The sequence below is a fragment of the Pseudothauera nasutitermitis genome, assembly GCF_004801295.1.
GTDB lineage: Bacteria > Pseudomonadota > Gammaproteobacteria > Burkholderiales > Rhodocyclaceae > Pseudothauera > Pseudothauera nasutitermitis.
In genome coordinates this window covers 282,610-304,555 of record NZ_SSOC01000001.1, presented here as the reverse complement: position 1 = coordinate 304,555, position 21,946 = coordinate 282,610, and the positions used below count along the sequence as shown (strand labels likewise).

The following is a 21,946-nucleotide window of genomic DNA, read 5'->3' as shown; positions in this document are numbered from 1 at the left end:
GGAACCGCCATGGCTGACAACACCAATACCATCAAGCACGTCGCCTCGGCGCTGGCGCGCCAGACCCTGCAGGACCGCAACCTCACCAAGCCCGTCGCCGGCGTGCGGCCGATCCGCATCCTGCCGTGGCTGCAGGTGGTGAAGATCGGCGGGCGCATCATCGACCGCGGCGCCGAGGCCATCCTTCCGCTGGTCGAGGAAATCCGCCGACTGCTGCCCGAACACCGCCTGCTGATCCTCACCGGCGCCGGCATCCGCGCCCGCCACGTGTATGGCGTGGGCCTGGATCTGGGCCTGCCGGTGGGCTCGCTCGCGCCGCTGGCGGCCAGCGAGGCCGGGCAGAACGGCCACATCCTGGCCTCGCTGCTGGCCCCGGAAGGCGTGTCCTACATCGAGCACCCCACCATCGCCAGCCAACTGGCCATCCACCTGCAGGCCGCGCGCGCCGTGGTCGGCAGCGCCTTCCCGCCCTATCACCACCATGAATTCCCCGGTTCGCGCATTCCGCCGCACCGCGCGGATACCGGCGCCTTCCTGCTCGCCGACGCGCTGGGCGCGGCCGGGCTGACCATCGTGGAAGACGTGGATGGCATCTACAGTGAAGACCCGAACGGCCCGCAAGGCGGGCAGGCCCGACTGTTGGCGGAAGTCGACGCGGCGGCGCTGCTGCGGCAGCCCGGCACCCTGCCGGTGGACCGCGCCTTGCCGGAAGTGATGGCCAACGCGCGCCACATCGAACGCGTGCAGGTGGTCAACGGGCTGGTGCCGGGCCGGCTCACCGCCGCCCTGCGCGGCGAACACGTCGGCACGCTGATCCACACCGCCGCCAGCGCGGCCTGAGCAGCGCGCAAAGTAACGCGCCGCTGGCCTCCGCCCTTTCGGGCGGGTGTCAGCGGCGCGTTTCCTTTTGCTGTTTGCGGCAGCCCGGTTAAGCTCCGCCGCCGCGCTCCATGTCCTCCACCACCACCGACAGCGCGTTGGTGGAAATCAGCACCTCGATCAGCGACAGCACCAGCGACACCGCCAGGGTGACGATGCTGACGCCGAACAGCACCTTGCCGGCTTCCTCCCCATGCAGGTAGAGCGCCAGCATGGACAGCGCGCACACCAGAAAGCTCAGCACCCCGAAGGTCTGCATCCACTGGATGAGGTGGATGCGCCGCTTGAGCCCCGGAATCTGCCGCATCACCAGCGGGCTGGCATGGTTGGGCGAGGCGTGCAGCTGGCGGATCACCTGGGCGAGCGTGAGAAAGCGGTTGGTATACGCCAGCAGCAACAGCGAGATGGCGGGAAAAAGCAACGCGGGGGTCGTGATGTCCATGCCGCGCAGTGTATCCCGCCGCCGCACGCCGTTCATCCCCGGCTCAACGTGGCCAGGCGCGATGCCAGCGCTTCCATCTCCTTGCCGACGTTGCTCAGCGCATGCGCGTCGCGGGCGTTCTCCTCGCTGATCGCGTTGATGCGCGTGGCCAGTTCGTTGATCTGCAAGGTGACGCGGCTTTGCTGTTCGGCCGCCACGGCAATCTGTTGGGCGCGCTGCGAAATGTCGTCGAAACTCTGGACGGTGGTGGATAGCGCCTGTGCGGCCCCTTCGGCCGCATTCACCGCTTCGTTGGCATGCGCCTCGCTGGTCTGCATGGTGTGAACGGCCTCCTGGGCGGCCTGCTGCAATGCATGCACGACACCGCTGATCTCGCTGGCCGACGTCTGGGTACGCCCGGCGAGCGTGCGCACTTCGTCTGCCACGACGGCAAAACCCCGTCCCTGTTCTCCGGCGCGTGCCGCTTCGATCGCGGCATTGAGCGCGAGCAGATTGGTCTGGTCCGAAATGCCCTTGATCACATCGAGCACCGCCCCGACCTGGCGGCTATCCTGATCCAGGCGCGCGATCACCTGGGCCACCGTATCCATGTCCTCGGACAGTGCCTGGATGATCCGGCTGTTCGAGGCCACCTGTTGCTGGCCTTCCTGCACCACGCCGAGCGAGCTTTGCGCGGTGGTGGCGCAATCGCTGGTATTGCTCGCGACATCCTGCGCGCTCGACGACATTTCGGAGATCGCCTCGGCCAGGCCGGTATTTTCCTGGCGCTGCTGGTCGGCGCGTCCGGCCAGGGTTTCGCTGAGCCGGGCCAGTTGCGTCGCTTCCCGCTGCAAGCGCTGGGCTTCGACGGAAATCGCCTCCAGCATGGCTCGCAACTGCCCCGCATAATTGTTCACCGCGCGGCGCAAGGCCCCCACCTCGTCGTCGCGCTCGATTCGGAGGCCTTCGCCTGTGCCACCCGTGCCTCCCTTGCCGAGCGCATCGATCTGCGCGGTCGTCTCATCCAACTGGGCGATCAGCCGCTTTCCCGCCAGCCAGGCGAAGAACAGCAGAAACGCCAGCAGCGGAAGCAGGAACAGCAGGATCTCCCAGGTCAGCGTGCGGGCCAGCCCGGTGACCCGCTGCTGCGGGGTCACGATGCCCACGGTCCAGTCGCTCCCCGGCATGCGGAACAGGCTGACACGGCTGGCGCTGCCCAGATGGCCGTCGTGCGCCAGATCGACGCTGCGCACATTTTTCCCGTTTCCCGCAGCGTCCAGCGCGGCTGCGACGGGCCCCAGCCACGGACGCGCGGCAGTCAATGCCTGGAAGGCAAGCATTTCGTTCTGGTGCGTGTCCGCAGCATCGGGAAAGTACAGCACGTTGCCGTCCCGATCGAGGGCGAAGGCATAACCGTCGGTGACGCTGCCCTGATCACGGAGAAAACGCGCCACGTCGTCCAGGCGCAAATCCAGCGTCACCACGCCGGCAAAACGCCCCGCCTGCCGGTAGGCCACGCTGCACGTCACCATCGGCACGCCGCTCACCACGTCCCGATAGGCTTCGGACCACACGCAATGCCCGGGCTTGCCGTCGCGCACCGCGGTGTACCACGTTTCGCCGTGGTAGCCGGCTCCCGCGGGATCGTTGTATTCATCGGAATATGCCAGCCGGCCATTGCCGTCGCGCGCCCAGAAGAAACTGCGCCGCTGCCGGCTCTCGTCGAAGGCGCCGGGCTCGGGCCAGACACCACCGCCGGCAATGCCGCCGTCGCCCTGATGGTCGATGATGTTCGGCAGGGTGGCGAGATACAGCGCCTCGTCCTTCGGCAGCGCCTCGACCACGCTGGCCAGACTGGAAGTGACCCCTTCGATGGCGGCAAGCTGCAGGCCCAGCTGGCGTACGGTGGCATTGCCGGTCTGCTCGATCAGGGCAGCGCTCTCGGCCACCACCCGGGGTTGTCCGCGCACCGCCATGACCAGGAAAACCGCCAGGGCCGTGGCGACCAGCAGCAAGACGCAGGCAAGCGACAGGCGGTGCGATATACGGACGGGAAGAATCATGGCCGTTCGGCTCCGATATGAAAAACAGGAGGGGCATGCGCCGGGCATCCCGCAAGACTAATCGGCTCGCCACCATGCTTTCTTTATAGCTCCATCAACATTTCATGAAACCACCAGAGCGTCGGGAAACCCGTACATGCATGAAACATGCCGCCCGCCAGTACAGACGGCGCATTGGTGGAAGCGAGGCATGCCGTTGCCGGATCAACTGGGCCGGGGAGTAGGAGCGGTCGGTAAACGCCGGCAGCGACAGCAGGATGGCAGAAAAAAGCAGCGCGGGAGCGGCGGTGCCCATGGCACGCAGTTTTCCAGGCTCCGCATGGGATAACATGGCGGCCTTTCGCCGCATCACGCGCAGTTTTGCTCCGAACCCGACATGTTCCACATCAAGCAACTCGAACTCGTCCATTGGGACTACTGGCGCCGCTTCTCGCTGCCGCTGGATGCCCAGATCATCACCATCGTCGGCCCCAACGGCTCGGGCAAGACCACCCTGCTCGACGCCCTGCGCACCCTGTTCGCGCTGCGCTGCTCGGGCAAGCGCGACTTCCGCCGCTACGTGCGCCGCGCCGACCGCAGCTTCGCGTGGATCCGCGCCGTGGTCGCCAACCAGCCCGGCAGCAGCGGGCGGCGCCCCTTCTTCCCCTGCCTGCACGACGAAGTCACCCTGTCCTGCCGCATCCGCCGCGCCAGCGGCGAATGGACGCGCGACTACACCATCGTCGATGGCGACGTGCCCATCGAGGAACTGGAACGCACCGAGGACTGGATCGGCCTGCGCGACTACCAGAGCCGCCTGGCCTGGGGCGGCCTGACCCCCGCCATCGCCAAGGTGCTGGCACTGGAACAGGGCGACACCGACAAGCTGTGCGAATACTCGCCCAAGGCCCTGCTGGAACTGGTGTTCGACGTGTTCGGCGACAAGGAGGTGCTGGACAACTACGAAGCCGCGCGCGAGGAACAGAAGAGCGCCGAGCACGAACTCGATGACCTGGGCCTGGACCTGGACCGCCTGCGCGCCCAGGCCGAAGCCCGCCGCCTGGAAGCGGACAACTACCTGCAGTGGAAGCAACTCGCCGACGAAGCCCACGCGCTGGAAGCCGAGATCGTGCCCCGCCTGGAAGCCGCCGAGCTCGCCCGCGACGCCGGTGCTGAACGCCAGCAACTGGCCGCCGAGAAAACCGAGCGCGCCGCCCGCCACACCGAACGCCGCCAGGGCCTGCACCGCCTGGAAGAAGTGCGCGCCGAGAAAAGCGCGGCCGAGGCCGAGCGCACCCGGTTGAAGCAGGACGGCCAGGGCATCGAAACCGCCTACCTCGCCGCCCGCGACCGCGTGCGCGACCTGGAAAAACTGCTGGCCGAACGCGCGGCCCTGCGTACCCAGCTCGAAACCGAACACGGCGCCGACGCCGTGGCGCTGGAACGCGAACACGAAGAAGCCGAAGCCGCCCTCGCCCGCCTGCGTGCGCGCGAGCGCGAACTGGTCGGCCGCTTCGAGGAACGCTCCGACGCGCTGCGTACCGCCAAGAACCGCGGTGGCGCGCCCAGCGATCCGGAAGTCGCGCGCTTCCGGGCACTCCTCGATGAACAGGGCATCGCCCACCAGGGCTTGGCGGAAGTCGTCGAAGTCACTGACGCCGCCTGGCAGGCCGCGCTGGAAGCCGTGCTGCGCCCCTACCGCCACGTCGTGCTGCTGGAACGCGAAGCCGACCGCCACGCCGCCTGGGCGCTGGGCGAACGCGAACGCTTCCGCCACTTCGTCGTGCCCGAGCGCGAAAGCGCCCCGCCTGCGCGCGCGCAAAGCCTCGCCGAAGTGGTCAACTTCAGCGCCCCGGTGCCGCGCTGGCTCACAGACCTGATCAACCGCATCCGCCGCGTCGATAGCGTGGAAGCCGCGCGCAACCTGCCGCGCGACGTGGAATGGATCACCCGCGACGCCTACCACCGCGAACGGCGCGGCGCCCGCCACCTGGGCCGCCCGGCGGACTTCCACTTCGGCGAACTGGCCCGCCAGGCGCGCATCGCCCAACTGGAAGAAGACATCCGCGAGCTGGACCGCCAGCTCGCCGAAGCGCGCCCGCAAGTGCAGGCAGCCGCCGATCGCCTCACCGCGCTGCGTGCCCGCCTGCTCGGCCTGCAATCCGCCCAGCTGCTCGCCGCCAAGGCCGAAGCCTACGCCGCGGCGGAAGCCGAACTGCCGCAGGCGCGCGGCGAACTGGCCACCGCCAGCGAAGCACGCAGCCAAATCGAAGCCCTGCAGGAAAAGGTGGGCGGCCAGCTTGCCGGCATCCAGATCGAAATCGAACGCCGGGGCCGCGAACTCAACGCCATCGAACAGCGCCTGGCCGAACTCGACCGCGACACCGCACCGCGCCGCCACGCCCAGGCCCAGCGCCTGAAGCGCCTGCGCAGCCTGCGCCGCGGCATGCCCGCGCACTGGCGCGATCCGGCGGAAATCGCCCTGCTCGCGGAAAAATACGAATCCGCCGCCGGCGCCCGCCGCGAACGCGACCGCCTGCGCACCCGGCTGGCCGAAGGCGACTGGGTCACCGACCCCGCCGTGCTCACCGTCTCCGAACGCCTCAAGGCGGACGTGAACAAGCGCGAGCAGGACTACCGCGAACGCCAGGGCTACTGCGCCACCACCCGCCGCCTCACCGAAGAAGCGCGCAACGCCTACATCGCCAAACTGCGCGCCACCGTGCGCCAGTACGGCAAGAACCTGAAGGCGCTGGGCGAACTGGCCGGCGTGGGCGTGGACTGCCCGCCGCCCGCGCTGGGCGCCGACGACCTGTCGCTCGCCCAGGCCGGCCTGGAAGTGCGCTTCGACTTCGACCGCAAGGGCGCCGTGGGCCTCAACGACGGCGAAGCCTCCGGCGGCCAGCAGGTGATGAAATCGCTGATCCTGCTCATCGCCCTGCTGATGGACGATGCCCGCCCCGGCGGCTTCGTGTTCATCGACGAACCCTTCGCCCACCTGGACGTCGCCAACATCGACCGCGTCGGCACCTTCCTGCGCGCCACCCGTGCGCAATACCTCATCACCACGCCAGTCACCCACAACGCCAACGTCTTCGCCCCCGCGCAGCTCACGCTGGTGACGCGCAAAAAGAAACCGGGCGATGACTGGGCACCGACTATCGGCATACTGGCACGGGCGGTGTAAGGCATCGACCCCTCCGGCAGCAAGCCCGCTGCCGGAGGGCTCCCGCACGCCCGCCAGGCGTTAAGGTGCTCTTAGGCTAAACAGATGTAGAGCACCAACCGAAGCCGCCATGACATGAAACTTACGCTATGCTTGGCGGCATTACGCATGCATCAGCGCCGTCCTAACACCTCGACCTACTGCATGCAACCAAGCAGGACGAAATGATCGGTTTGTCTGCGGCGTATGTACTGTCCGCAAGCACAGCACAGAGAATACAGCGTTGTTTCTTATGGAAGTTGTGCGTGCAGCGACAGCTGACTTATCCGTCACTTCTTCCACTTACACAGCAAATATGCTGTCTACAACACGTTAGCACTGTTCAGATGAATCCAATGGCGACAGCATCGAAAACTCAACCGCCGTTTTTCATGGTGCCTGTCCGTCGTGCAGGTCGCCCATCGCGTTTCCATACTGAACCTCCGCACGCAATCGCACGTTGTGGCTTCAAGGCTGGTGCCACGAATAAACGCTGGGCGTTGTCGTCTGCTGCGGCGCCGTGCCACAACCGCGTTCAAGCCACCACAGACGCAGTGCCATCCAGAACCAATTTGGCCTTCGTTTGTGCTAACTCTGCAGTCAAGCCGACCGTCAAAAGCTGCGCTTTTGCCGTCGGCTTACTTCCACGTTAGAAGCTTATGCCTACGAAACCACTTGACCGCTTGATGTTTGTCCAAGGAGGGCTGTGTTTCTTCTGCAAGCAACCGCTGCCAAAGGCTGAGGAAAGCGTTGAACATTTGTTAGCCAGCTCCAATGGTGGGAGCAACAACGACGAAAACTGCGTCGCATGCTGCAAGTCAGTCAACGCACTGCTCGGTAGCATGTCACTCAAAGAGAAATTTCAGGTTGTTCTCAATCAAAAAGGGCAATTCAAGTGCCCGAACGGTGCCGGTTCTGCCAAGACTGCTACTCCATCGAAGGCTCCGCCCACTGCCGTGCCCCAAGCCAAACCTAAAGCTCAACCCAAAGCACTAGCCGCCGCCAAAACCAAAGACGACAAACTGGCTTTCGTTGTCGCCAATCTGAAGCAGCGAGGCAATTCTAAGCCGCGCACTCTCAAGACGCTTACGAGCACTGTCACCTCGCTTTACCCCAAAGGTGTATCCAAAGCTGAGTTGGCTTCATTGCTCCAGCAATTGCAATCAACAGGCAAGGTCATCGTCAAAGAAAACAAGGTAACTTATGCGCTTTGAATCACCAGCTTCTAACCCGGCGCTCAACCTCGCTCCCTTTGGTCGCTGGACGCTGCGCGATAAAGCCGCGCAGCGCCGGTTAGCTCTACGTTAGGCTGCGTACCGAACCACCGAGGAAACGATGATCTTTGCCGACCTTCAGCACTCCGAAAGATATTCAGATATTCATGCTGAGTTAGTGGGTTTTGTGAGCTCTCGTTTTTCTGAGGTAAAGAGCGGACTTCAAGGCGATTCTTGGATATGGATCTTCGATGGCGAAGAGAAAGTGGCAATTGACACCTTCTCTTCCATGACGCATCAAGTTAAATCGAACAAGCCTGGCGCGCATGTTCAGCAAGTCCTTGACATACTCCAGTCCAGGTACAAGCTGCTCGTTTATGAAGAACCAGAACTTGAAGGATTTGAAGATGTTTGAGTTCCGCTATCGGCCTAACACTTCGGTCAAGCGGGACGCTCCGCCGGCAAGCCGGCTCCGCGCCCCTTACCTCCAACGTTAGCTGCTAACAGACATGGCCGCGATCTTTGCATTCACATGCTCTTGCTGCGGGAAACTCCATGAGGGTTCGCCCAGCTTCGGGTACAAGACCCCAATGCCCTTTGACCACTTGTCAGATCATGACAAGCAATCCATTGCTCAGATCAATGATGACTTTTGCAAGATCGAGCACCCCGAAGGCACAGACTACTTTGCTCGGGTTGTTTTGGAGCTTCCAATCCAGGGAACTGAAGAGCCGTTCCTTTGGGGTGTCTGGGTTTCGCTTAGCAAAGAGAGCTTTGACAAGTACACATCAACTTGGGGCGAGCATGATGAGTCTGACAGCTATTTTGGCTGGTTCTGCAACCGCCTTCCCTACTACCCTGACACAATCAACCTCAAGACAAATGTCCGGCCTCGGAATGGCGGTGCTCGTCCCTACTTAGAACTACAACCAAGTGATCACCTGCTAGCCGTCCACTACCATCATGGCCTGACTGTCCGAGAAGCACAGAGCATCGCAGAAGAGGCCATGCATGGGCGCAGCTAACAGTTCATTCAAGCCGAACGCCACAAGTGGCGTCGGCTTAATTCAAGCGTTAGCACTGTTCAGATGAATCCAATGGCGACAGCATCGAAAACTCAACCGCCGTTTTTCATGGTGCCTGTCCGTCGTGCAGGTCGCCCATCGCGTTTCCACACTGAACCTCCGCACGCAATCGCACGTTGTGGCTTCAAGGCTGGTGCCACGAATAAACGCTGGGCGTTGTCGTCTGCTGCGGCGCCGTGCCACAACCGCGTTCAAGCCACCACAGACGCAGTGCCATCCAGAACCAATTTGGCCTTCGTTTGTGCTAACTCTGCAGTCAAGCCGACCGTCAAAAGCTGCGCTTTTGCCGTCGGCTTACTTCCACGTTCGGCATCTCTATAAGCACCGTAACCGGCCCCATGAATTCAAGAGAATCCGTACCTGATGCTCGTTACAAGAACCCGGACAATGACCCAAGAGGGCCATATATCCTTTCAGATGTCACGTCGTCATTTGATCGGCCAACACTGCAATATGAATGGCATGGTCACTTGCCCCCGCAAGGTCAATCTTGGCGCTTCACAAGAGAGCGTGCAGCCGCTTTAGAGGCCGAGGGGCGAATCGTCTTCTCGGCAGGTGGCATGCCTCGACTCAAACGTTACTTGAGCGAGGCGACATCGAAGAAAAGCCAAGAACCTGACGTAAAGGCTTCATCTCGGCTTGAAGTAATCGTTCGAACAGCAATGAAGGCAATTGCGTTGGAGATCGCCGAGAATCCCAAATGCCTCCGTGACGTTGAGTGGAGAGACTTAGAGCGAGTCATGCGCGAGGTATTCGAACGTCTTGGATTCAGGACTGAATTAACTCGGTCGGGGAAAGACAGAGGTTTTGATCTTCGACTTGAAAGCGATGAATGCGGCGAAACCAAAGTCTTCTTGGTTGAGGTGAAACACTGGCTCGCGGGCGGGAAGAAGCCCGGAAGCAAAGTGCTATCGGCCTTGGTCGATGTGGTAGCCAAAGCAGGGGAAAGCACCAAGGGACTGCTTGTCTCTTCCTCGGGGTTTACTGGGAACGTTCTGAGTGGGCGAACCGAAGTGGAGCAGCACACCGTCAAGATTGCGGGTCAGAACAAAATTGTCTCTCTGTGTCAGAACTATCTTGAAAGCGTCGAAGGAATCTGGCTCCCGACCACAGAGCTATCTGAAATGCTTCTCGAAGGGTCGAGCTAGTCATGTCTTGCTGCATGCGATGCCGAACCCATCATTCCACCGGACCTGCGCGAAAAGCCGCGCAGGCCGGTGAATTCAAACGTTAGGAATCACAATGAACACCCTTTCTGCCAAGAGCATCGTCGTTTCGATAATTGCCGTTATCATCGTATTCTCAGTGCTAAGTTGGCTTCCGTCACCAGAGCCAAAGGATATTGGGAGGCTATTTGTTAACTGTTTTCTTTGCTGGTTTCTATTCAAAGGGAAAAACTGGGCTCGCTGGACCTTAGCTGTCTTGCTAGCGGCTGGTGGAACAATGATTGTTTTCGTAATGGCCACTGGCCAACCCGGCATAGAAAAATCCATCACACTCTATTTAATGTCGTTTGCCTACTTAGTTTCGGCTGGCTTGCTATCTTTTTCAAGAATCGTCGCAAGCCATTTTGCAGCACCGACTATTCAAGCAGATTCCTAACATGGCGCTCAACCTCGCTCCCTTTGGTCGCTGGACGCTGCGCGATAAAGCCGCGCAGCGCCGGTTAGCTCTACGTTAGCCATCGCACATCTACAACTATGCCTATCTCTTTCGTTAAAATCACAAAGGGCTCCACCTACTCCCGTCAAACGTTAGCCGAGTTGTGGGGCTACACAAGCTTTCACGCCATCGCGCGCGGCGTTGTCACCCCGCGCAACGACAACAAAATCGTTCTCTTCGTCACAGAAGAAAAGCAATCATCGGCCGAACAGTACGCCGACCGATTATCTGGCAATACGCTCGAATGGGAAGGCCCAACAGATCATTTTGCTGAAGATAGAATGATCAACGCAGAGGCAAACGGTGAAGAAATTCACCTATTCCACCGAGAGCGGCATCACACCGACTTCACCTATTGTGGTCGCCTCAAGGTGTCAAACCATGCTCTTCGCAGTGATCGCCCCAGCCACTTCAAATTCGTGGTTTTGTAAGCACTATGCCAACAAATTCCAGAGAATCGTCAAAAATCTATGCTTTCCCACCCGCTGAATTCAAATATTAGCCTCTAGCTCCTTCCGTCATGCAACCTATGAAATTTCCAATTCGTAGTGAATCGCATCAATTAGAGGAATTGTCTGAACGATTCTTCCTGGATCATCTGCCGAATAATTGGGCTGCGGAAAAGCCAGCGAACGACTATGGCGTTGATCTTAGAGTCGACCTATTTGAAGGCCGCCACGCAACAGGGCTAGAGTTGCTTGTTCAACTTAAAGCCTCTAAAAAGTCAACTGCGGGAGAGTCGGAGGTCGTGCGACTCAAGGTGGCTACCTACAATTTGCTTTGGAAAAAGCTGCAAGTAGACATGTTGGTGAAATTTGTTGAGAGTGAGAAAGAGGCCTATTGGCTACTTTTTAAAGACATCCCCAATCCACCTCAAGATCAAGAGTCGTTCACTGTGCACATACCCAAAGCCAATCGCCTGTCCTCTGCTCCTTGGCAAAAAGTGCAGCAGTATGTTCGAAGCGTCACAGATAGAAAGCTGGCTGCAATGCGGGTGCGCGAAATCGAGAAACAATAGTGAATGAGGCTAACAATTCCGTCGAGAGGGACCGCCCACAAACTGCGCTTGTGGGTTCCCTTCGCGGCTTCGCCGCTACGGCGACTCCTCACGTCAAGCGTTAGGAAAACAACAACGGATCAATATAATGAGCAACCTAGAAGACGATATTGCGCGATTGGTATCAGACTACTTGATTAAACAGTTCCGCAGTGGTCGGGGTCGCTTCGACCACACGAAGCAAGCAGCCGAGCTTATTCGCATGATCTCAACCAAACATATTTCCGGGATATTTTCTCAGGATGAAAATCGCCATTCCTCAAGTTACCAAACGCATCGTGAGCGTCTGGGATATGAGGAGAAACTTGAAATCCTGATCAAAAATCACAGCGAGAATTCGATCGAGTGGGCAGATCGACAAAAAAAGTCTGTTTTCGAGAAAGCTGTTAGCGACTTTCTCGAAAGAATAGGCAAAGAGTTTGAAACAACAACATCAGCTCGTGAGGCTTGGCAATCAAAGGAAAGAATCGCTGAGCTTGAGGCTCAGATTGAGTTTGGAAAACCCGCCGCCCAAGTCACTTTCTGGGATCGCTTAAACACGCGGATCAATTTGCCCTACATGATAATTTTGTGCCTATCCGTAGTGCTTATTGGAGGGCTTACGATTATTGGCCTCAATGCGTCAATGACTGTTAATGTGGAATTTAATGTGGGTGAAATATTAGGAGCCCTTCTTGTAGGTACCGGTGTAGCTGCCGCTGGAGTTTCATATGCCACACGCGACCGGATTAAGCCCCCTCAAGATAGAGAGCAATAATGAGGAATTTGCCTAACCCTACGTATATGGACTCCCCCGTAAATCAAGACGGATCATGCTTTTGGCTTTCCGGGATGAATCACCTGCAGTCGTATATCCGGCATCTGTGTTGGGTTCTGAATGTCCCGTGCCGACATGGAATCTGCCCGCGATGCGCCAATCGCTACAAGCGGCTGCTGGAGAGCCGGAAGTGTTATCGGCGTCAGTTCGCGTGGGTGTGACCCGGTTTGCCATGATGAGCGATCAGTCTCGGCGCAAGGGTGAGGAGAAAGGGTGAATCGATCAGGCAGCGATGGCGAAAGCGGTGCGTTCGAGCTTCTTGTTCGGGCGAGGCGGCGGATTGCCATACGCGGCGTGATCGCGCAGGAGCGCATAGCAGATACGGGCAAGTTTATTGGCCAGCGCGCAGGCAGCCTTGTTGTGGTTGGTGCGGTGCTGCACCTCGGTCGCCCAGGCTCGCAGGCCGTCCAGGGGGCGGCTCGCATTGCGGGCCAGCGCCGCTGCCCGCAGCACAGCCCGGGCGCCATGGGTGAGCAGCATCCTCAGGTAACGATCTCCCCGTTTCGAGATTCGGCCGAGCTTTCGGATGCTGCCCGACGAATACTCCTTGGGCGTGAGCCCGAACCAACTGGCGAAATGGCGGGCATCCTTGAAGTGCGTCGCGTCGCCACCGGTGGCCGCCACCATCGCCGTCGCGGTCAGCAGGCCGATGCCCGGCACCGACATCAGTTGTGTGCATGCGGCACTGTGCCGCGCCAGTTCGGTGAATTCCCGCTCCAGTTGCGCGATGCGCTGTTCGAGCAGGCGGATCTCCTCGATGAGCAGCCGCATCGTTTCGCGGATCAGCGCGGGCACCGGCGAGCGCGGATCGGCCAGCACGCGGCGGATTGCCTCGACGCCGGTGCGTGCGCCTTGCGGGATGCTCAAGCCGAACTCCCGGCAGAAGCCACGCAGTGCGTTGATGCGCGAAGTACGGGTACTCATCCACAGCGACCGAATCCGATGCAGGCCCTGCAGCGCTTGCTGCTCGACCGATTTCACGCGCACCGGGTCGATGTTGGCCGTGCGGGCCGCTTCGAGCAGCGCACGGGCATCGGCCGCGTCGGTCTTGTTGCGACGGACGTAGGCGCGAACATAGGCCGCGGGCAGCAACCGCACCTCGATGCCGAGCGAGTTGAGCCAGCGCGCCCAGTAATGCGCAGAACCGCAGGCTTCCATGATGACGAGCGAGACTTTGCGATTCGCAAACCAGCGCTCGAACTGAGTGCGGTGAGTCGATGGCATTCGGTCACGCGCCAGGACGAATCGGCCACGGCCGATTGAAAGACACTCTTGGCCAGATCAACGGCAACGGTAGTAGCATGCATGACGGACTCCTCCTCCTGAAGACCGATCCCCATCCCCATGAGCACCGGTGATGCCAATTGGGCGCCGAAAAGGAGGGGGAGTCCATCCCATCAGTCAAGGTCGCTCCGGCCTGCGGCCTCCACTGGACGCGCCGCAAGCGGCCCGCCCCTTACCTTGCACGTTATGTGTCTCCACAATCACTCTGAAAACTATTCGTAACGGCAATCTTTAACATTGGTTCCAAGCGGGAAGATGAAGAACTGAAGGACCAGTTCATTCTTGCTCGGTACTTCCGATACTCCCGGCTGATCGGATACATCAAGCCGCCATCACCTGCCTTCGGCAAGCGAGCTCCCACGATGACGAACTACCGGAACGTTGAAGCAGATGCTGCTCGAAGCATTCTGTACATGACTCGGCACAAAAGGCATTCAACCTTCATCAATCGGGCACGCAAGTACATAAACAGGTTGAGTCTTACGGAAGAAGAAGTCCTGACTGTCGCTGAAAACCGGCTCCGCTTCGCGACTACACCGCCGTCCATACTGGAAAAGGCACTCAAGGAATTTCGGCGAATGCTCGGGACACTGCGGCCGGATGTTGTCGAAGCCAGCGGACAGGAACTCCAGCTGCTGATGGCATTGGCCGGCGAGAAAGAAGATGGCTCGATCGTGCCCAACCAACCTTATGAAGTGGCATACGACTATTACAAACAGCTTTATCTCCGGGCGACCGAACGACCCAGGCACGGCAAAGCCTGCATGACAAGCCAAAACCCACTTTGCTAATGTGATAAAGCCGTCCGTTCCCGCCTGGAGCCCCACGATGCTGCTGCGCCGTCTGTTCCTTCTGTTGTGCGCGCCCCTGCTGCTAACCGCCTGCGGGGGCTCTTCCGAGCCTCGCCAGTCCGCCCTGCCAACCGGTACGACCGTGCTGGTGATCGGCGACAGTCTGGTGGCCGGCACGGGAGCCAGTCGCGAGACTTCCTGGCCGGCGGAGCTGGCCCGGCGCAGCGGGTGGGAGGTGATCAACGCGGGAATTCCCGGCAACACGTCGGCCGATGCGCGCGGCCGTTTGCGCGCCCTGCTCGACACACACCACCCGGAGGCGGTGATCGTCGCTATCGGCGGCAACGACTTCCTGCGCCGCCAGGGGCTGGACGGCACCCGCGCGAACATTGAGGCGATGCTGGAGGAAAGCCGCGTGGCGGCTACGCATGTGGCGCTGGTGGCGATTCCGGAGCCGTCGCTGGGCGGTTCGCTGGTCGGCCGTCTGTCCGATCATCCGCTGTACCGCGAGATCGCCGAGGCGCAGGGCGTGGCGCTGTTGCCCGACGCGGTGTCGGAAACGCTCTCGCGCGCGGAACTGCGCGCCGACCGCGTACACGCCAACGCTGCCGGCTACGCCTTCATGGCCGAACGCATCGCCGATGCGCTGGTCGAGCGCGGCTGGCTGGCGCACTGAAGCCGGATAGATCCCCCGCTCAGGCCAGCACGGTCTCGCTCAGCGCGATCCACAGCGCCGTGCCCGCCAGCAGCGCGGCCATGGTGTAGTTGAAGCGCGCCAGCATGCGCGGTTCGCGCAGATGGGCGCGCAGGCGGTCGCCGGCCACCGCCCAGATGGCCACGCAGGGCAGATTGACCAGCACGCACCACAGCACCAGCCCGCCGATGGCTTCCCAGCCCGCGTCACGCGGCAGGAACAGGATGACCACGTTGAGCACCATCATCCAGCCCTTGGGATTGACCCACTGGAACAGCGCCGCACCGGTGAGGCCGAGCGGCGCGCCGCGCCCGCCCGCGCCGGGCTGCCCCGCATGGGCCTGACGCCACGCCAGCCACAGCAGATAGGTGCAGCCGGCGGCGACCAGCGCGGGGCGCAGGGCGTCGATCCAGACCATCACCCAGGCCAGCGCGGCGGCTACCACCACGACCTGCGAGGCATAGCCCACGCTGATACCCAGCATGTGCGGCAGCGTGCGGCGAAAGCCAAAGTTCACCCCGCTGGCGGCCAGCATCAGGTTGTTCGGGCCAGGGGTCACGGACATGGTGGCCACGTAGGTCATCAGGGACAGATCGATCATGGGGTACTCCAGCAAAACCGCTTGTTGGACGCACTTTAGAGCCCCCGGCAAGATAGTTACAGAGCCAGAAAATAATCTCTATACTGGTCACAATTTGCAGCTACCCACACTGTATCCAAACCTCCACACACGCTCTGTATCCAACCATGGAAGCCATCCAGACTCCGCTGTATCAAACCCTCGCCGATGAACTGCGCGGCGCCATGAATGATGGCCGGCTGCCTGCCGGCGCGCGCCTGCCCTCGGTGCGCGAAGCCGCGCGCAGCCGTGGGCTAAGCATCAATACCGTGCTGGCGGCCTACCGCCAGTTGGAGGCACGCGGGCTGGTGGAGGCGCGGCCGCAGTCCGGCTACTTCGTGCGTTCGCGGCTGGCCGCGCCGCCGGCGCCGCGCTTCGGCGCCCGGCCGGTGAAGGCGCGCCCGGTGGAAACCGCCGTGCTGGACCGCATTGCCGCGGTGGTGGCCGCGCAGACCGACGCGGATTACGTCGACCTGTCACTCGCCTGCCCCAAGGGCAGCGATTTCTACCCGGCCGAACGGCTGGCCCGCCTGCTCGCCGATACCGCCCGCCGCCAGCCGCGCCTGATCGGCGATTACGCCATGCCGCCGGGCTCCATCCGCCTGCGCCGCGAGATCGCCCGCCATGCGCTGGCGCTGGGCATGAGCATGGAGGCGGAGGACGTCATCCTCACCAACGGCTGCATGGAAGCGCTGCAGTTCGCCCTGCGCACGGTGACCCGTCCGGGGGACTCCATCGCGCTGGAATCGCCCACCTATTTCAACCTGATTCCGCTCGCCAAGCGCCTGGGTCTGCGCATCATCGAGGTGCCCACGCATCCGGTGAATGGCATGTCGATGGATGCGCTGGAGCTGTTGCTGTCGGAAAAGCGCGTGGCCGCCGTGGTGGCCCTGCCCAACGTGCACAACCCGTTGGGCACCAGCATGCCGCTGGAATCCAAGCGCCGGCTGGCGGCGCTGGCCAACGAGTACCGCGTGCCGGTGATCGAGGACGCGCTGTACGCCGAGCTGCAATACGCCGCGCCACTGCAACCGGCGGCCAAGGCCTTCGACCGCGACGGCTGGGTACTGCTGTGCGCGTCCTATACCAAGACGCTGGCACCGGGCTTCCGCGTGGGCTGGATGGATGCGGGGCGCTTCAAGCGCGAGATCGAGGATCTCAAGTTCTGCTCTTCGGTTTCCCAGCCGGCGGTGGTGTGCGAAACCATCGGGGTGTTTCTGGAAGATGGCGGCTACGCTCAGCACATGCGCCGGCTGCGGCGCACCTATGCGGGGCAGATCGACCGCCTGCGCGGCCTGATCGACGAGGTGTTCCCCGCCGGCACGCTGGCTACGGAACCCACCGGGGGCTTTCTGGTATGGGTGGAACTGCCGCAGGGCTGCGATGCCGACCGTCTGTTCGACGAGGCGCTGGCGCACGGCATCAGCATCACGCCGGGCACGCTGTTCTCACCCTCGGGGCGCTATACGCGGCACATCCGCCTGTCGGGCTGCTACCCGTTCAGCGACCGCCACATCCACGCGCTGGTCACCCTTGGAAAACTCGCCGCCCGCCAGCTGGACGGCTGAACACCACGGCAAGCGGACCCGGCAAGGTCCGCCTTGCCGGCCGCTGCGGTCAACTGCCGATGAGCGCATCCACCGGCACGCCCACACGCACGTTGCCCCAATGGCGCCCGCCGATGTGGATGGGCATGGCAATGTCGCACAGCACTTCGCCGGTGTCGCGCAGGAAGGTCTGCAGCAGCATCGGTTCGGCGTTCTGCGCGGCGCGGCGCTCGGCCGGCGCTTCGAACTTGCGGCAGGTGCGATTGCCGACCAGGTCGGTTTCGTAGTCGCCGGTGAGCGGCTTGGAGTAGCGGGTGTTGTGCGCGGAGAGGTAGCCGTCCACGTTGAGCGCCACCGCGTAGGCTGCCTTGGCGATGCCGCCCACGGTGTCGTCCAGCAGACGCTGGCAGCGCCGGCCGTACTCGGTGCCCCAGGACACCTCGTACTTCTGCGGGTTGGTGCCAGGAATCGGCCGGTACTGGCGGTCGAACACGTCGATGTGGCTGGCGGCCATGTCTTCCAGCTCGTGTTGCACGGCGTCGCGGAAGACACGCGCCTGATCGACCACCAGATCGAAGGCACCCTGGCCGATCTTGAAGCGCGCCACCAGTTCCTGCACGGCCTCGGTGGCCTGTGCCAGATCGCGCGTGCGCGCCTCGGATTCCTCCATGTCGCGCGACACCGAAACCGACAGCTCATGGATCACGTTGACGTTTTCATGCACCTGCCCGTTGGTGGCGGTGAGTTCTTCCATGGCGGCGGCGATCTGCAGCAAGCGCTCGCCGGTTTCCTCGAACTCGCCGACCATGTGCTCGAACTGCTCGGCCGAGCGTGCGACCACCTCGCGGGTCTGCAGCACGTCGGCGTTGATCACCTCGTTCTCGGTGCGCGTGCTCGACACCAGCGAGATCATCCCGCCGATGTTGCCGTGGATTTCCTCGGTGGCCTTGTTGACCCGCTCGGCCAGCTTGCGTACCTCGTCGGCCACCACGGCGAAGCCGCGCCCGGCCTCGCCCGCGCGCGCCGCCTCGATGGCCGCGTTGAGCGCCAGCAGGTTGGTCTGGTCGGCGATCTCGCGGATCAGCGAGGCGATCTGCTTGACGCTCTCGGAGCGCTGCGAAAGCTCATCCACGGTGTGGTTGAACTGCACCACCTTGTCGCTCACCGCGTTGATCTTGCCGGCGATGTCCTTCATCTCGTGCAGGGATTCGCGCGCGATGTCGAGGTTGGCGTTGGTGGAGGCCGAGATGTTCTGCGTGCTGGTGGAAACCTCTTCGATGGCGCGCGTGGATTCGCTGCTGGCGGTGAACACCACCTCGGTCATGCGGCCCTGCTCGCTCGCGTCGCGCGCCGAGCTTTCCACCTTGCTCTTCACCTGCACCGCCTCGCAGGCGATGCGCACGCTCATCGTGCGCACCTCGCTGATGATCTGGCGCATCTTCTGGGCGAAGCGGTTGTAGCTCTCGGCCAGGTCGCGCAGTTCGTCATGGGTGGTCTTGGGCAGGTCGCGCGAGAAGTCGCCCTCGCCACGCGCGATCTCGTTGAAGATGCGGGTGATGACCTTCACCGGGCGCACGATCAGATAGCGCAGATAGAGGATCTGGCAGACGTTCACCAGCAGCGCCACGCCATTCAGCGTGAGAATGGCGTACAGGCCGAAATCCAGCGACGCGGTGATGCGCTCCACCGTTTCCGGCGCCACCTGGCCGGCCGCCAGCAGGCCGGTCACCTCGTTCTTCTGCCGCAGGTAGATGGCCAGATAGAACAGGTCGATGAAGAACAGCAGCAGAAAGCTGCACAGCTTCTTCGTCAACGAATTCCAGAAGGCTTTTTCAATCGCTTCGTAGAGCCGCCAGAAGGTGCTCATCGAAGATCTCCTCTCTGTCTTGTATTTCCCGATGTAACGGAACCGCGACCGCGGACTTTAGCGCATGCGCGCCGTTTTCCAATCACCCCTCCGCCCGGAACGGGGAACCCGCGGTGCGCGCGCCACACCGATTTGCCCGGATCATGCCTGCCTGCGACAATATTGTCCTTGACCACGGCCAAGTTCGCACGCCGATTGCCGCTGCCGCCACCATTCAACCCGCTTCCCGAGTTCCCCAAGCCCCCGATCATGCCCGAGCAGAACAATACCGCCCTTCCCCAGGACGAAAACCACATCATCGCCGAACGGCGCGAAAAACTGGCCCAATGGCGCGCCAGCGGCAAAGCCTACCCCAACGACTTCTCCCGCGAGAACACCGCCGGCAAGCTCGACGAACTGTATGGCGACAAGGATGGCGCGGAACTTGAGGCGATGCCCGTGCAGGTACGCGTGGCCGGCCGCATCATGCTCAAGCGCGTGATGGGCAAGGCCAGCTTCATCACCCTGCAGGACGTTTCCGGGCGCATCCAGGCCTACGTGAAGCGCGATGAAGTGGGCGAGGAAGTGTACGCCGACTTCAAGCACTGGGACATCGGCGACATCGTCGGTTGCGTGGGCACGTTGTTCAAGACCAAGACCGGCGAACTCACCGTGCAGGCCAGCGAGATCCGCCTGCTCACCAAGAGCCTGCGCCCGCTGCCGGACAAGTTCCACGGCCTCACCGACGTCGAGCAGAAGTACCGCCAGCGCTACGTCGACCTGATCATGAGCGAGGAAACGCGCTTCGCCTTCGTGGCGCGCAGCCGCATGGTGCAGTCCATCCGCAACTACATGGTCAACCACAACTTCCTCGAAGTCGAAACGCCGATGATGCACCCCATCCCCGGCGGCGCGGCAGCCAAGCCCTTCGTCACCCACCACAACGCGCTGGACATGGATCTGTACCTGCGCATCGCGCCGGAGCTCTACCTGAAGCGCCTGGTGGTGGGCGGCTTCGAGAAGGTCTTCGAGGTCAACCGCAACTTCCGCAACGAAGGCCTCAGCCCGCGCCACAACCCCGAGTTCACCATGATGGAGTTCTACGAGGCGTACGCGAACTACCAGATGCTGATGGACTTCACCGAGGGGCTGATCCGCCACTCCGCGCGCGAGGCGCTGGGCACCGAAACCTTCGTCTACCAGGGCCGCGAGCTGGATCTGTCCAAGCCCTTCCACCGCCTGACCATCGTCGACGCCATCCGCAAGTACCACCCCGGCTTCACGCTGGAGCAACTGGCCGACGCCGCCTGGGTGGCGCAGAAGATCCGCGATTTCGGCGAGAAGGTGAAGCCGGGCGGCCTGGGCAGCCTGCAACTGCAGCTCTTCGAGGCCTGCACCGAGGCCGAGCTGTGGGAGCCCACCTTCATCATCGACTACCCGGTGGAAGTCTCCCCGCTGGCGCGCGCCTCCGACACCAACCCGGAGATCACCGAGCGCTTCGAACTGTTCATCGTCGGCCGCGAGATCGCCAACGGCTTCTCCGAGCTGAACGACCCCGAGGACCAGGCCGCGCGCTTCCTCGAACAGGCCAAGGCCAAGGATGCCGGCGACGAGGAAGCCATGTACTTCGACGCCGACTACATCCGCGCGCTGGAATACGGCCTGCCGCCCACCGGCGGCTGCGGCATCGGCATCGACCGCCTGGTCATGCTGCTCACCGACAGCCCGTCGATCCGCGACGTCATCCTGTTCCCGCAGATGCGTCCCGAGTGATCGGCCAACGCAACCGCCACTGAGCAAGGCATCATGGCTGGAGCGAGCCTGCTGACCCTGCTGGACGACATCGCCAGCGTGCTGGACGACGTGGCCACGATGACCAAGGTGGCGGCGCGCAAGACCGCCGGCGTGCTGGGCGACGACCTCGCCCTGAACGCTCAGCAGGTCAGCGGCGTGCGCGCCGAGCGCGAGTTGCCGGTGGTCTGGGCGGTGGCCAAGGGCTCGCTGCTCAACAAGGCCATCCTGGTGCCGGCCGCCCTGCTGATCAGCGCCGTCGCGCCGTGGGCCATCCCGCCGCTGCTGATGCTGGGCGGCGCCTTCCTGTGCTACGAGGGTTTCGAGAAGCTCGCGCACCGCTTCCTGCACAAGGCCGACGCGCAGAGCGCACAGACCCGCCGGGCGGAAACCGTGCAGGCGCTGGCCGATCCGCACGCCGATCTGGCGGCGCTGGAACGCGACAAGATCCGCGGGGCGATCCGCACCGATTTCATCCTCTCCGCCGAAATCATCGTCATCGCCCTGGCCGTGGTCGGCGGCATGGAATTCACCACCCGCCTGCTGGCGCTGTGCACCGTGGCGATACTGATGACCATCGGCGTCTACGGGCTGGTCGCCGGCATCGTCAAGCTGGACGACGCCGGGCTGCTGCTCAGCCGCCAGCCCGGCGAAAGCCTGTTCGCCCGTGGCGTGCGCGGCCTGGGGCATGCCATCCTGGGCTTCGCCCCCTGGCTGATGCGCAGCCTGTCGGTGGTCGGGACGATCGCCATGTTCCTGGTCGGCGGCGGCATCCTCGTGCACGGCATTCCGCCCCTGCACCATCTCATCGAAACACTCACCGCCGGCCTTCCCGGCCTGGCCGGCGCGCTGCTGCCCAGCCTGCTGGACGGCGTGGCCGGCATCGTGGCCGGCGCGCTCGTGCTGGTTCTGGTCGGCCTGGCCGGCCGCCTCGTCCGCGCCGTGCGCACGCCTCGCTAGCGGACGCCGATCACCGGCACCCCTCTTCTCCG

At 62.5% G+C, this 21,946-nt stretch carries 21 protein-coding genes; 15 read left to right on the top strand and 6 right to left on the bottom strand.

Going from position 1 to position 21,946, the window contains the following annotated elements; all coding sequences use genetic code 11:
• Positions 1–9: 9 nt before the first annotated feature.
• The gene (locus tag E6C76_RS01480) at positions 10–840 is read left to right on the top strand and encodes an amino acid kinase family protein (RefSeq protein ID WP_136346496.1); all 831 of its coding nucleotides are present in this window, start codon (positions 10–12) and stop codon (positions 838–840) included.
• Between the two features lie 88 nt (positions 841–928).
• On the opposite strand, the gene E6C76_RS01475 is transcribed toward E6C76_RS01480, so the two are convergent.
• The 3 genes from E6C76_RS01475 to E6C76_RS01465 all read right to left on the bottom strand — a co-directional run bounded on the left by E6C76_RS01475 (position 929) and on the right by E6C76_RS01465 (position 3,772).
• A complete protein-coding gene (locus E6C76_RS01475) occupies positions 929–1,321 on the bottom strand; it encodes a DUF2721 domain-containing protein (protein ID WP_136346495.1) in 393 nt (130 codons plus the stop codon).
• Positions 1,322–1,353: 32 nt separating this feature from the next.
• Positions 1,354–3,363 (bottom strand): methyl-accepting chemotaxis protein, encoded by a 2,010-nt coding sequence (locus tag E6C76_RS01470; protein ID WP_136346494.1) that lies wholly within the window; start codon positions 3,361–3,363, stop codon positions 1,354–1,356.
• Positions 3,364–3,457: 94 nt separating this feature from the next.
• Positions 3,458–3,772: a hypothetical protein gene (locus E6C76_RS01465; protein WP_136346493.1), complete on the bottom strand. Its 315-nt coding sequence runs from the start codon at positions 3,770–3,772 to the stop codon at positions 3,458–3,460.
• Here E6C76_RS01465 and E6C76_RS01460 point away from each other — a divergent pair.
• The 9 genes from E6C76_RS01460 to E6C76_RS01420 all read left to right on the top strand — a co-directional run bounded on the left by E6C76_RS01460 (position 3,740) and on the right by E6C76_RS01420 (position 12,322).
• Positions 3,740–6,529: an AAA family ATPase gene (locus E6C76_RS01460; protein ID WP_136346492.1), complete on the top strand. Its 2,790-nt coding sequence runs from the start codon at positions 3,740–3,742 to the stop codon at positions 6,527–6,529. The two genes, E6C76_RS01465 and E6C76_RS01460, sit on opposite strands and share 33 nt — an antisense overlap.
• Before the next feature lie 704 nt (positions 6,530–7,233).
• Positions 7,234–7,761, top strand: a complete 528-nt coding sequence (locus E6C76_RS01455; protein ID WP_230976156.1) for an HNH endonuclease — start codon at positions 7,234–7,236, stop codon at positions 7,759–7,761.
• Positions 7,762–7,882: 121 nt separating this feature from the next.
• Positions 7,883–8,176 carry a hypothetical protein gene (locus E6C76_RS01450; protein WP_136346490.1) on the top strand — a complete coding sequence of 98 codons (294 nt, stop codon included), beginning with the start codon at positions 7,883–7,885 and terminating at the stop codon, positions 8,174–8,176.
• A gap of 94 nt (positions 8,177–8,270) precedes the next feature.
• A complete protein-coding gene (locus E6C76_RS01445; RefSeq protein ID WP_136346489.1) occupies positions 8,271–8,786 on the top strand; it encodes a DUF2199 domain-containing protein in 516 nt (171 codons plus the stop codon).
• A gap of 398 nt (positions 8,787–9,184) precedes the next feature.
• Positions 9,185–9,994: a restriction endonuclease gene (locus E6C76_RS01440; protein ID WP_136346488.1), complete on the top strand. Its 810-nt coding sequence runs from the start codon at positions 9,185–9,187 to the stop codon at positions 9,992–9,994.
• A gap of 94 nt (positions 9,995–10,088) precedes the next feature.
• Positions 10,089–10,448, top strand: coding sequence for a hypothetical protein (locus E6C76_RS01435; RefSeq protein WP_136346487.1), 360 nt, complete (start codon positions 10,089–10,091; stop codon positions 10,446–10,448).
• A 98-nt stretch (positions 10,449–10,546) separates the two neighbouring features.
• Entirely contained in the window at positions 10,547–10,939 is a 393-nt protein-coding gene (locus E6C76_RS01430) for a DUF3427 domain-containing protein (RefSeq protein WP_136346486.1), read from the top strand.
• A gap of 98 nt (positions 10,940–11,037) precedes the next feature.
• Positions 11,038–11,526, top strand: coding sequence for a DUF4365 domain-containing protein (locus E6C76_RS01425; protein ID WP_168734202.1), 489 nt, complete (start codon positions 11,038–11,040; stop codon positions 11,524–11,526).
• A 127-nt stretch (positions 11,527–11,653) separates the two neighbouring features.
• Positions 11,654–12,322 carry a hypothetical protein gene (locus tag E6C76_RS01420; RefSeq protein ID WP_136346484.1) on the top strand — a complete coding sequence of 223 codons (669 nt, stop codon included), beginning with the start codon at positions 11,654–11,656 and terminating at the stop codon, positions 12,320–12,322.
• A gap of 282 nt (positions 12,323–12,604) precedes the next feature.
• Here the strand turns inward: E6C76_RS01420 and E6C76_RS01415 are convergent, their stop codons facing one another.
• A complete protein-coding gene (locus E6C76_RS01415) occupies positions 12,605–13,606 on the bottom strand; it encodes an IS110 family RNA-guided transposase (protein ID WP_230976121.1) in 1,002 nt (333 codons plus the stop codon).
• A gap of 422 nt (positions 13,607–14,028) precedes the next feature.
• Between E6C76_RS01415 and E6C76_RS01410 the strand changes: the two genes are divergently transcribed.
• Together E6C76_RS01410 and E6C76_RS01405 are read left to right on the top strand one after the other, a co-directional pair.
• Positions 14,029–14,457, top strand: coding sequence for a hypothetical protein (locus tag E6C76_RS01410; protein WP_136346483.1), 429 nt, complete (start codon positions 14,029–14,031; stop codon positions 14,455–14,457).
• 37 nt (positions 14,458–14,494) lie between these two features.
• Positions 14,495–15,133: a GDSL-type esterase/lipase family protein gene (locus E6C76_RS01405; protein WP_136346482.1), complete on the top strand. Its 639-nt coding sequence runs from the start codon at positions 14,495–14,497 to the stop codon at positions 15,131–15,133.
• Positions 15,134–15,152: 19 nt separating this feature from the next.
• On the opposite strand, the gene E6C76_RS01400 is transcribed toward E6C76_RS01405, so the two are convergent.
• Entirely contained in the window at positions 15,153–15,752 is a 600-nt protein-coding gene (locus tag E6C76_RS01400) for a LysE family translocator (protein WP_136346481.1), read from the bottom strand.
• A gap of 146 nt (positions 15,753–15,898) precedes the next feature.
• Between E6C76_RS01400 and E6C76_RS01395 the strand changes: the two genes are divergently transcribed.
• The gene (locus E6C76_RS01395; RefSeq protein WP_136346480.1) at positions 15,899–17,338 is read left to right on the top strand and encodes an aminotransferase-like domain-containing protein; all 1,440 of its coding nucleotides are present in this window, start codon (positions 15,899–15,901) and stop codon (positions 17,336–17,338) included.
• Between the two features lie 49 nt (positions 17,339–17,387).
• On the opposite strand, the gene E6C76_RS01390 is transcribed toward E6C76_RS01395, so the two are convergent.
• Positions 17,388–19,184 (bottom strand): methyl-accepting chemotaxis protein, encoded by a 1,797-nt coding sequence (locus E6C76_RS01390; RefSeq protein ID WP_136346479.1) that lies wholly within the window; start codon positions 19,182–19,184, stop codon positions 17,388–17,390.
• 249 nt (positions 19,185–19,433) lie between these two features.
• Between E6C76_RS01390 and lysS the strand changes: the two genes are divergently transcribed.
• Together lysS and E6C76_RS01380 are read left to right on the top strand one after the other, a co-directional pair.
• On the top strand, positions 19,434–20,936 hold the full coding sequence (gene lysS, locus E6C76_RS01385) for a lysine--tRNA ligase (protein ID WP_136346478.1): 1,503 nt from the start codon (positions 19,434–19,436) through the stop codon (positions 20,934–20,936).
• Positions 20,937–20,969: 33 nt separating this feature from the next.
• A complete protein-coding gene (locus E6C76_RS01380) occupies positions 20,970–21,914 on the top strand; it encodes a DUF808 domain-containing protein (protein WP_136346477.1) in 945 nt (314 codons plus the stop codon).
• Positions 21,915–21,946: the final 32 nt, after the last annotated feature.

Excerpts from the sequence above, each read along its gene's own strand:
- E6C76_RS01480 (WP_136346496.1), top strand. The coding sequence starts at position 10 with ATGGCTGACAACACCAATACCATCAAGCACGTCGCCTCGGCGCTGGCG.
- E6C76_RS01475 (WP_136346495.1), bottom strand. The coding sequence starts at position 1,321 with ATGGACATCACGACCCCCGCGTTGCTTTTTCCCGCCATCTCGCTGTTG.
- E6C76_RS01470 (WP_136346494.1), bottom strand. The coding sequence starts at position 3,363 with ATGATTCTTCCCGTCCGTATATCGCACCGCCTGTCGCTTGCCTGCGTC.
- E6C76_RS01460 (WP_136346492.1), top strand. The coding sequence starts at position 3,740 with ATGTTCCACATCAAGCAACTCGAACTCGTCCATTGGGACTACTGGCGC.
- E6C76_RS01465 (WP_136346493.1), bottom strand. The coding sequence starts at position 3,772 with ATGGACGAGTTCGAGTTGCTTGATGTGGAACATGTCGGGTTCGGAGCA.
- E6C76_RS01455 (WP_230976156.1), top strand. The coding sequence starts at position 7,234 with ATGTTTGTCCAAGGAGGGCTGTGTTTCTTCTGCAAGCAACCGCTGCCA.
- E6C76_RS01450 (WP_136346490.1), top strand. The coding sequence starts at position 7,883 with ATGATCTTTGCCGACCTTCAGCACTCCGAAAGATATTCAGATATTCAT.
- E6C76_RS01445 (WP_136346489.1), top strand. The coding sequence starts at position 8,271 with ATGGCCGCGATCTTTGCATTCACATGCTCTTGCTGCGGGAAACTCCAT.
- E6C76_RS01440 (WP_136346488.1), top strand. The coding sequence starts at position 9,185 with ATGAATTCAAGAGAATCCGTACCTGATGCTCGTTACAAGAACCCGGAC.
- E6C76_RS01435 (WP_136346487.1), top strand. The coding sequence starts at position 10,089 with ATGAACACCCTTTCTGCCAAGAGCATCGTCGTTTCGATAATTGCCGTT.
- E6C76_RS01430 (WP_136346486.1), top strand. The coding sequence starts at position 10,547 with ATGCCTATCTCTTTCGTTAAAATCACAAAGGGCTCCACCTACTCCCGT.
- E6C76_RS01425 (WP_168734202.1), top strand. The coding sequence starts at position 11,038 with ATGAAATTTCCAATTCGTAGTGAATCGCATCAATTAGAGGAATTGTCT.
- E6C76_RS01420 (WP_136346484.1), top strand. The coding sequence starts at position 11,654 with ATGAGCAACCTAGAAGACGATATTGCGCGATTGGTATCAGACTACTTG.
- E6C76_RS01415 (WP_230976121.1), bottom strand. The coding sequence starts at position 13,606 with ATGCCATCGACTCACCGCACTCAGTTCGAGCGCTGGTTTGCGAATCGC.
- E6C76_RS01410 (WP_136346483.1), top strand. The coding sequence starts at position 14,029 with ATGACGAACTACCGGAACGTTGAAGCAGATGCTGCTCGAAGCATTCTG.
- E6C76_RS01405 (WP_136346482.1), top strand. The coding sequence starts at position 14,495 with ATGCTGCTGCGCCGTCTGTTCCTTCTGTTGTGCGCGCCCCTGCTGCTA.
- E6C76_RS01400 (WP_136346481.1), bottom strand. The coding sequence starts at position 15,752 with ATGATCGATCTGTCCCTGATGACCTACGTGGCCACCATGTCCGTGACC.
- E6C76_RS01395 (WP_136346480.1), top strand. The coding sequence starts at position 15,899 with ATGGAAGCCATCCAGACTCCGCTGTATCAAACCCTCGCCGATGAACTG.
- E6C76_RS01390 (WP_136346479.1), bottom strand. The coding sequence starts at position 19,184 with ATGAGCACCTTCTGGCGGCTCTACGAAGCGATTGAAAAAGCCTTCTGG.
- lysS (WP_136346478.1), top strand. The coding sequence starts at position 19,434 with ATGCCCGAGCAGAACAATACCGCCCTTCCCCAGGACGAAAACCACATC.
- E6C76_RS01380 (WP_136346477.1), top strand. The coding sequence starts at position 20,970 with ATGGCTGGAGCGAGCCTGCTGACCCTGCTGGACGACATCGCCAGCGTG.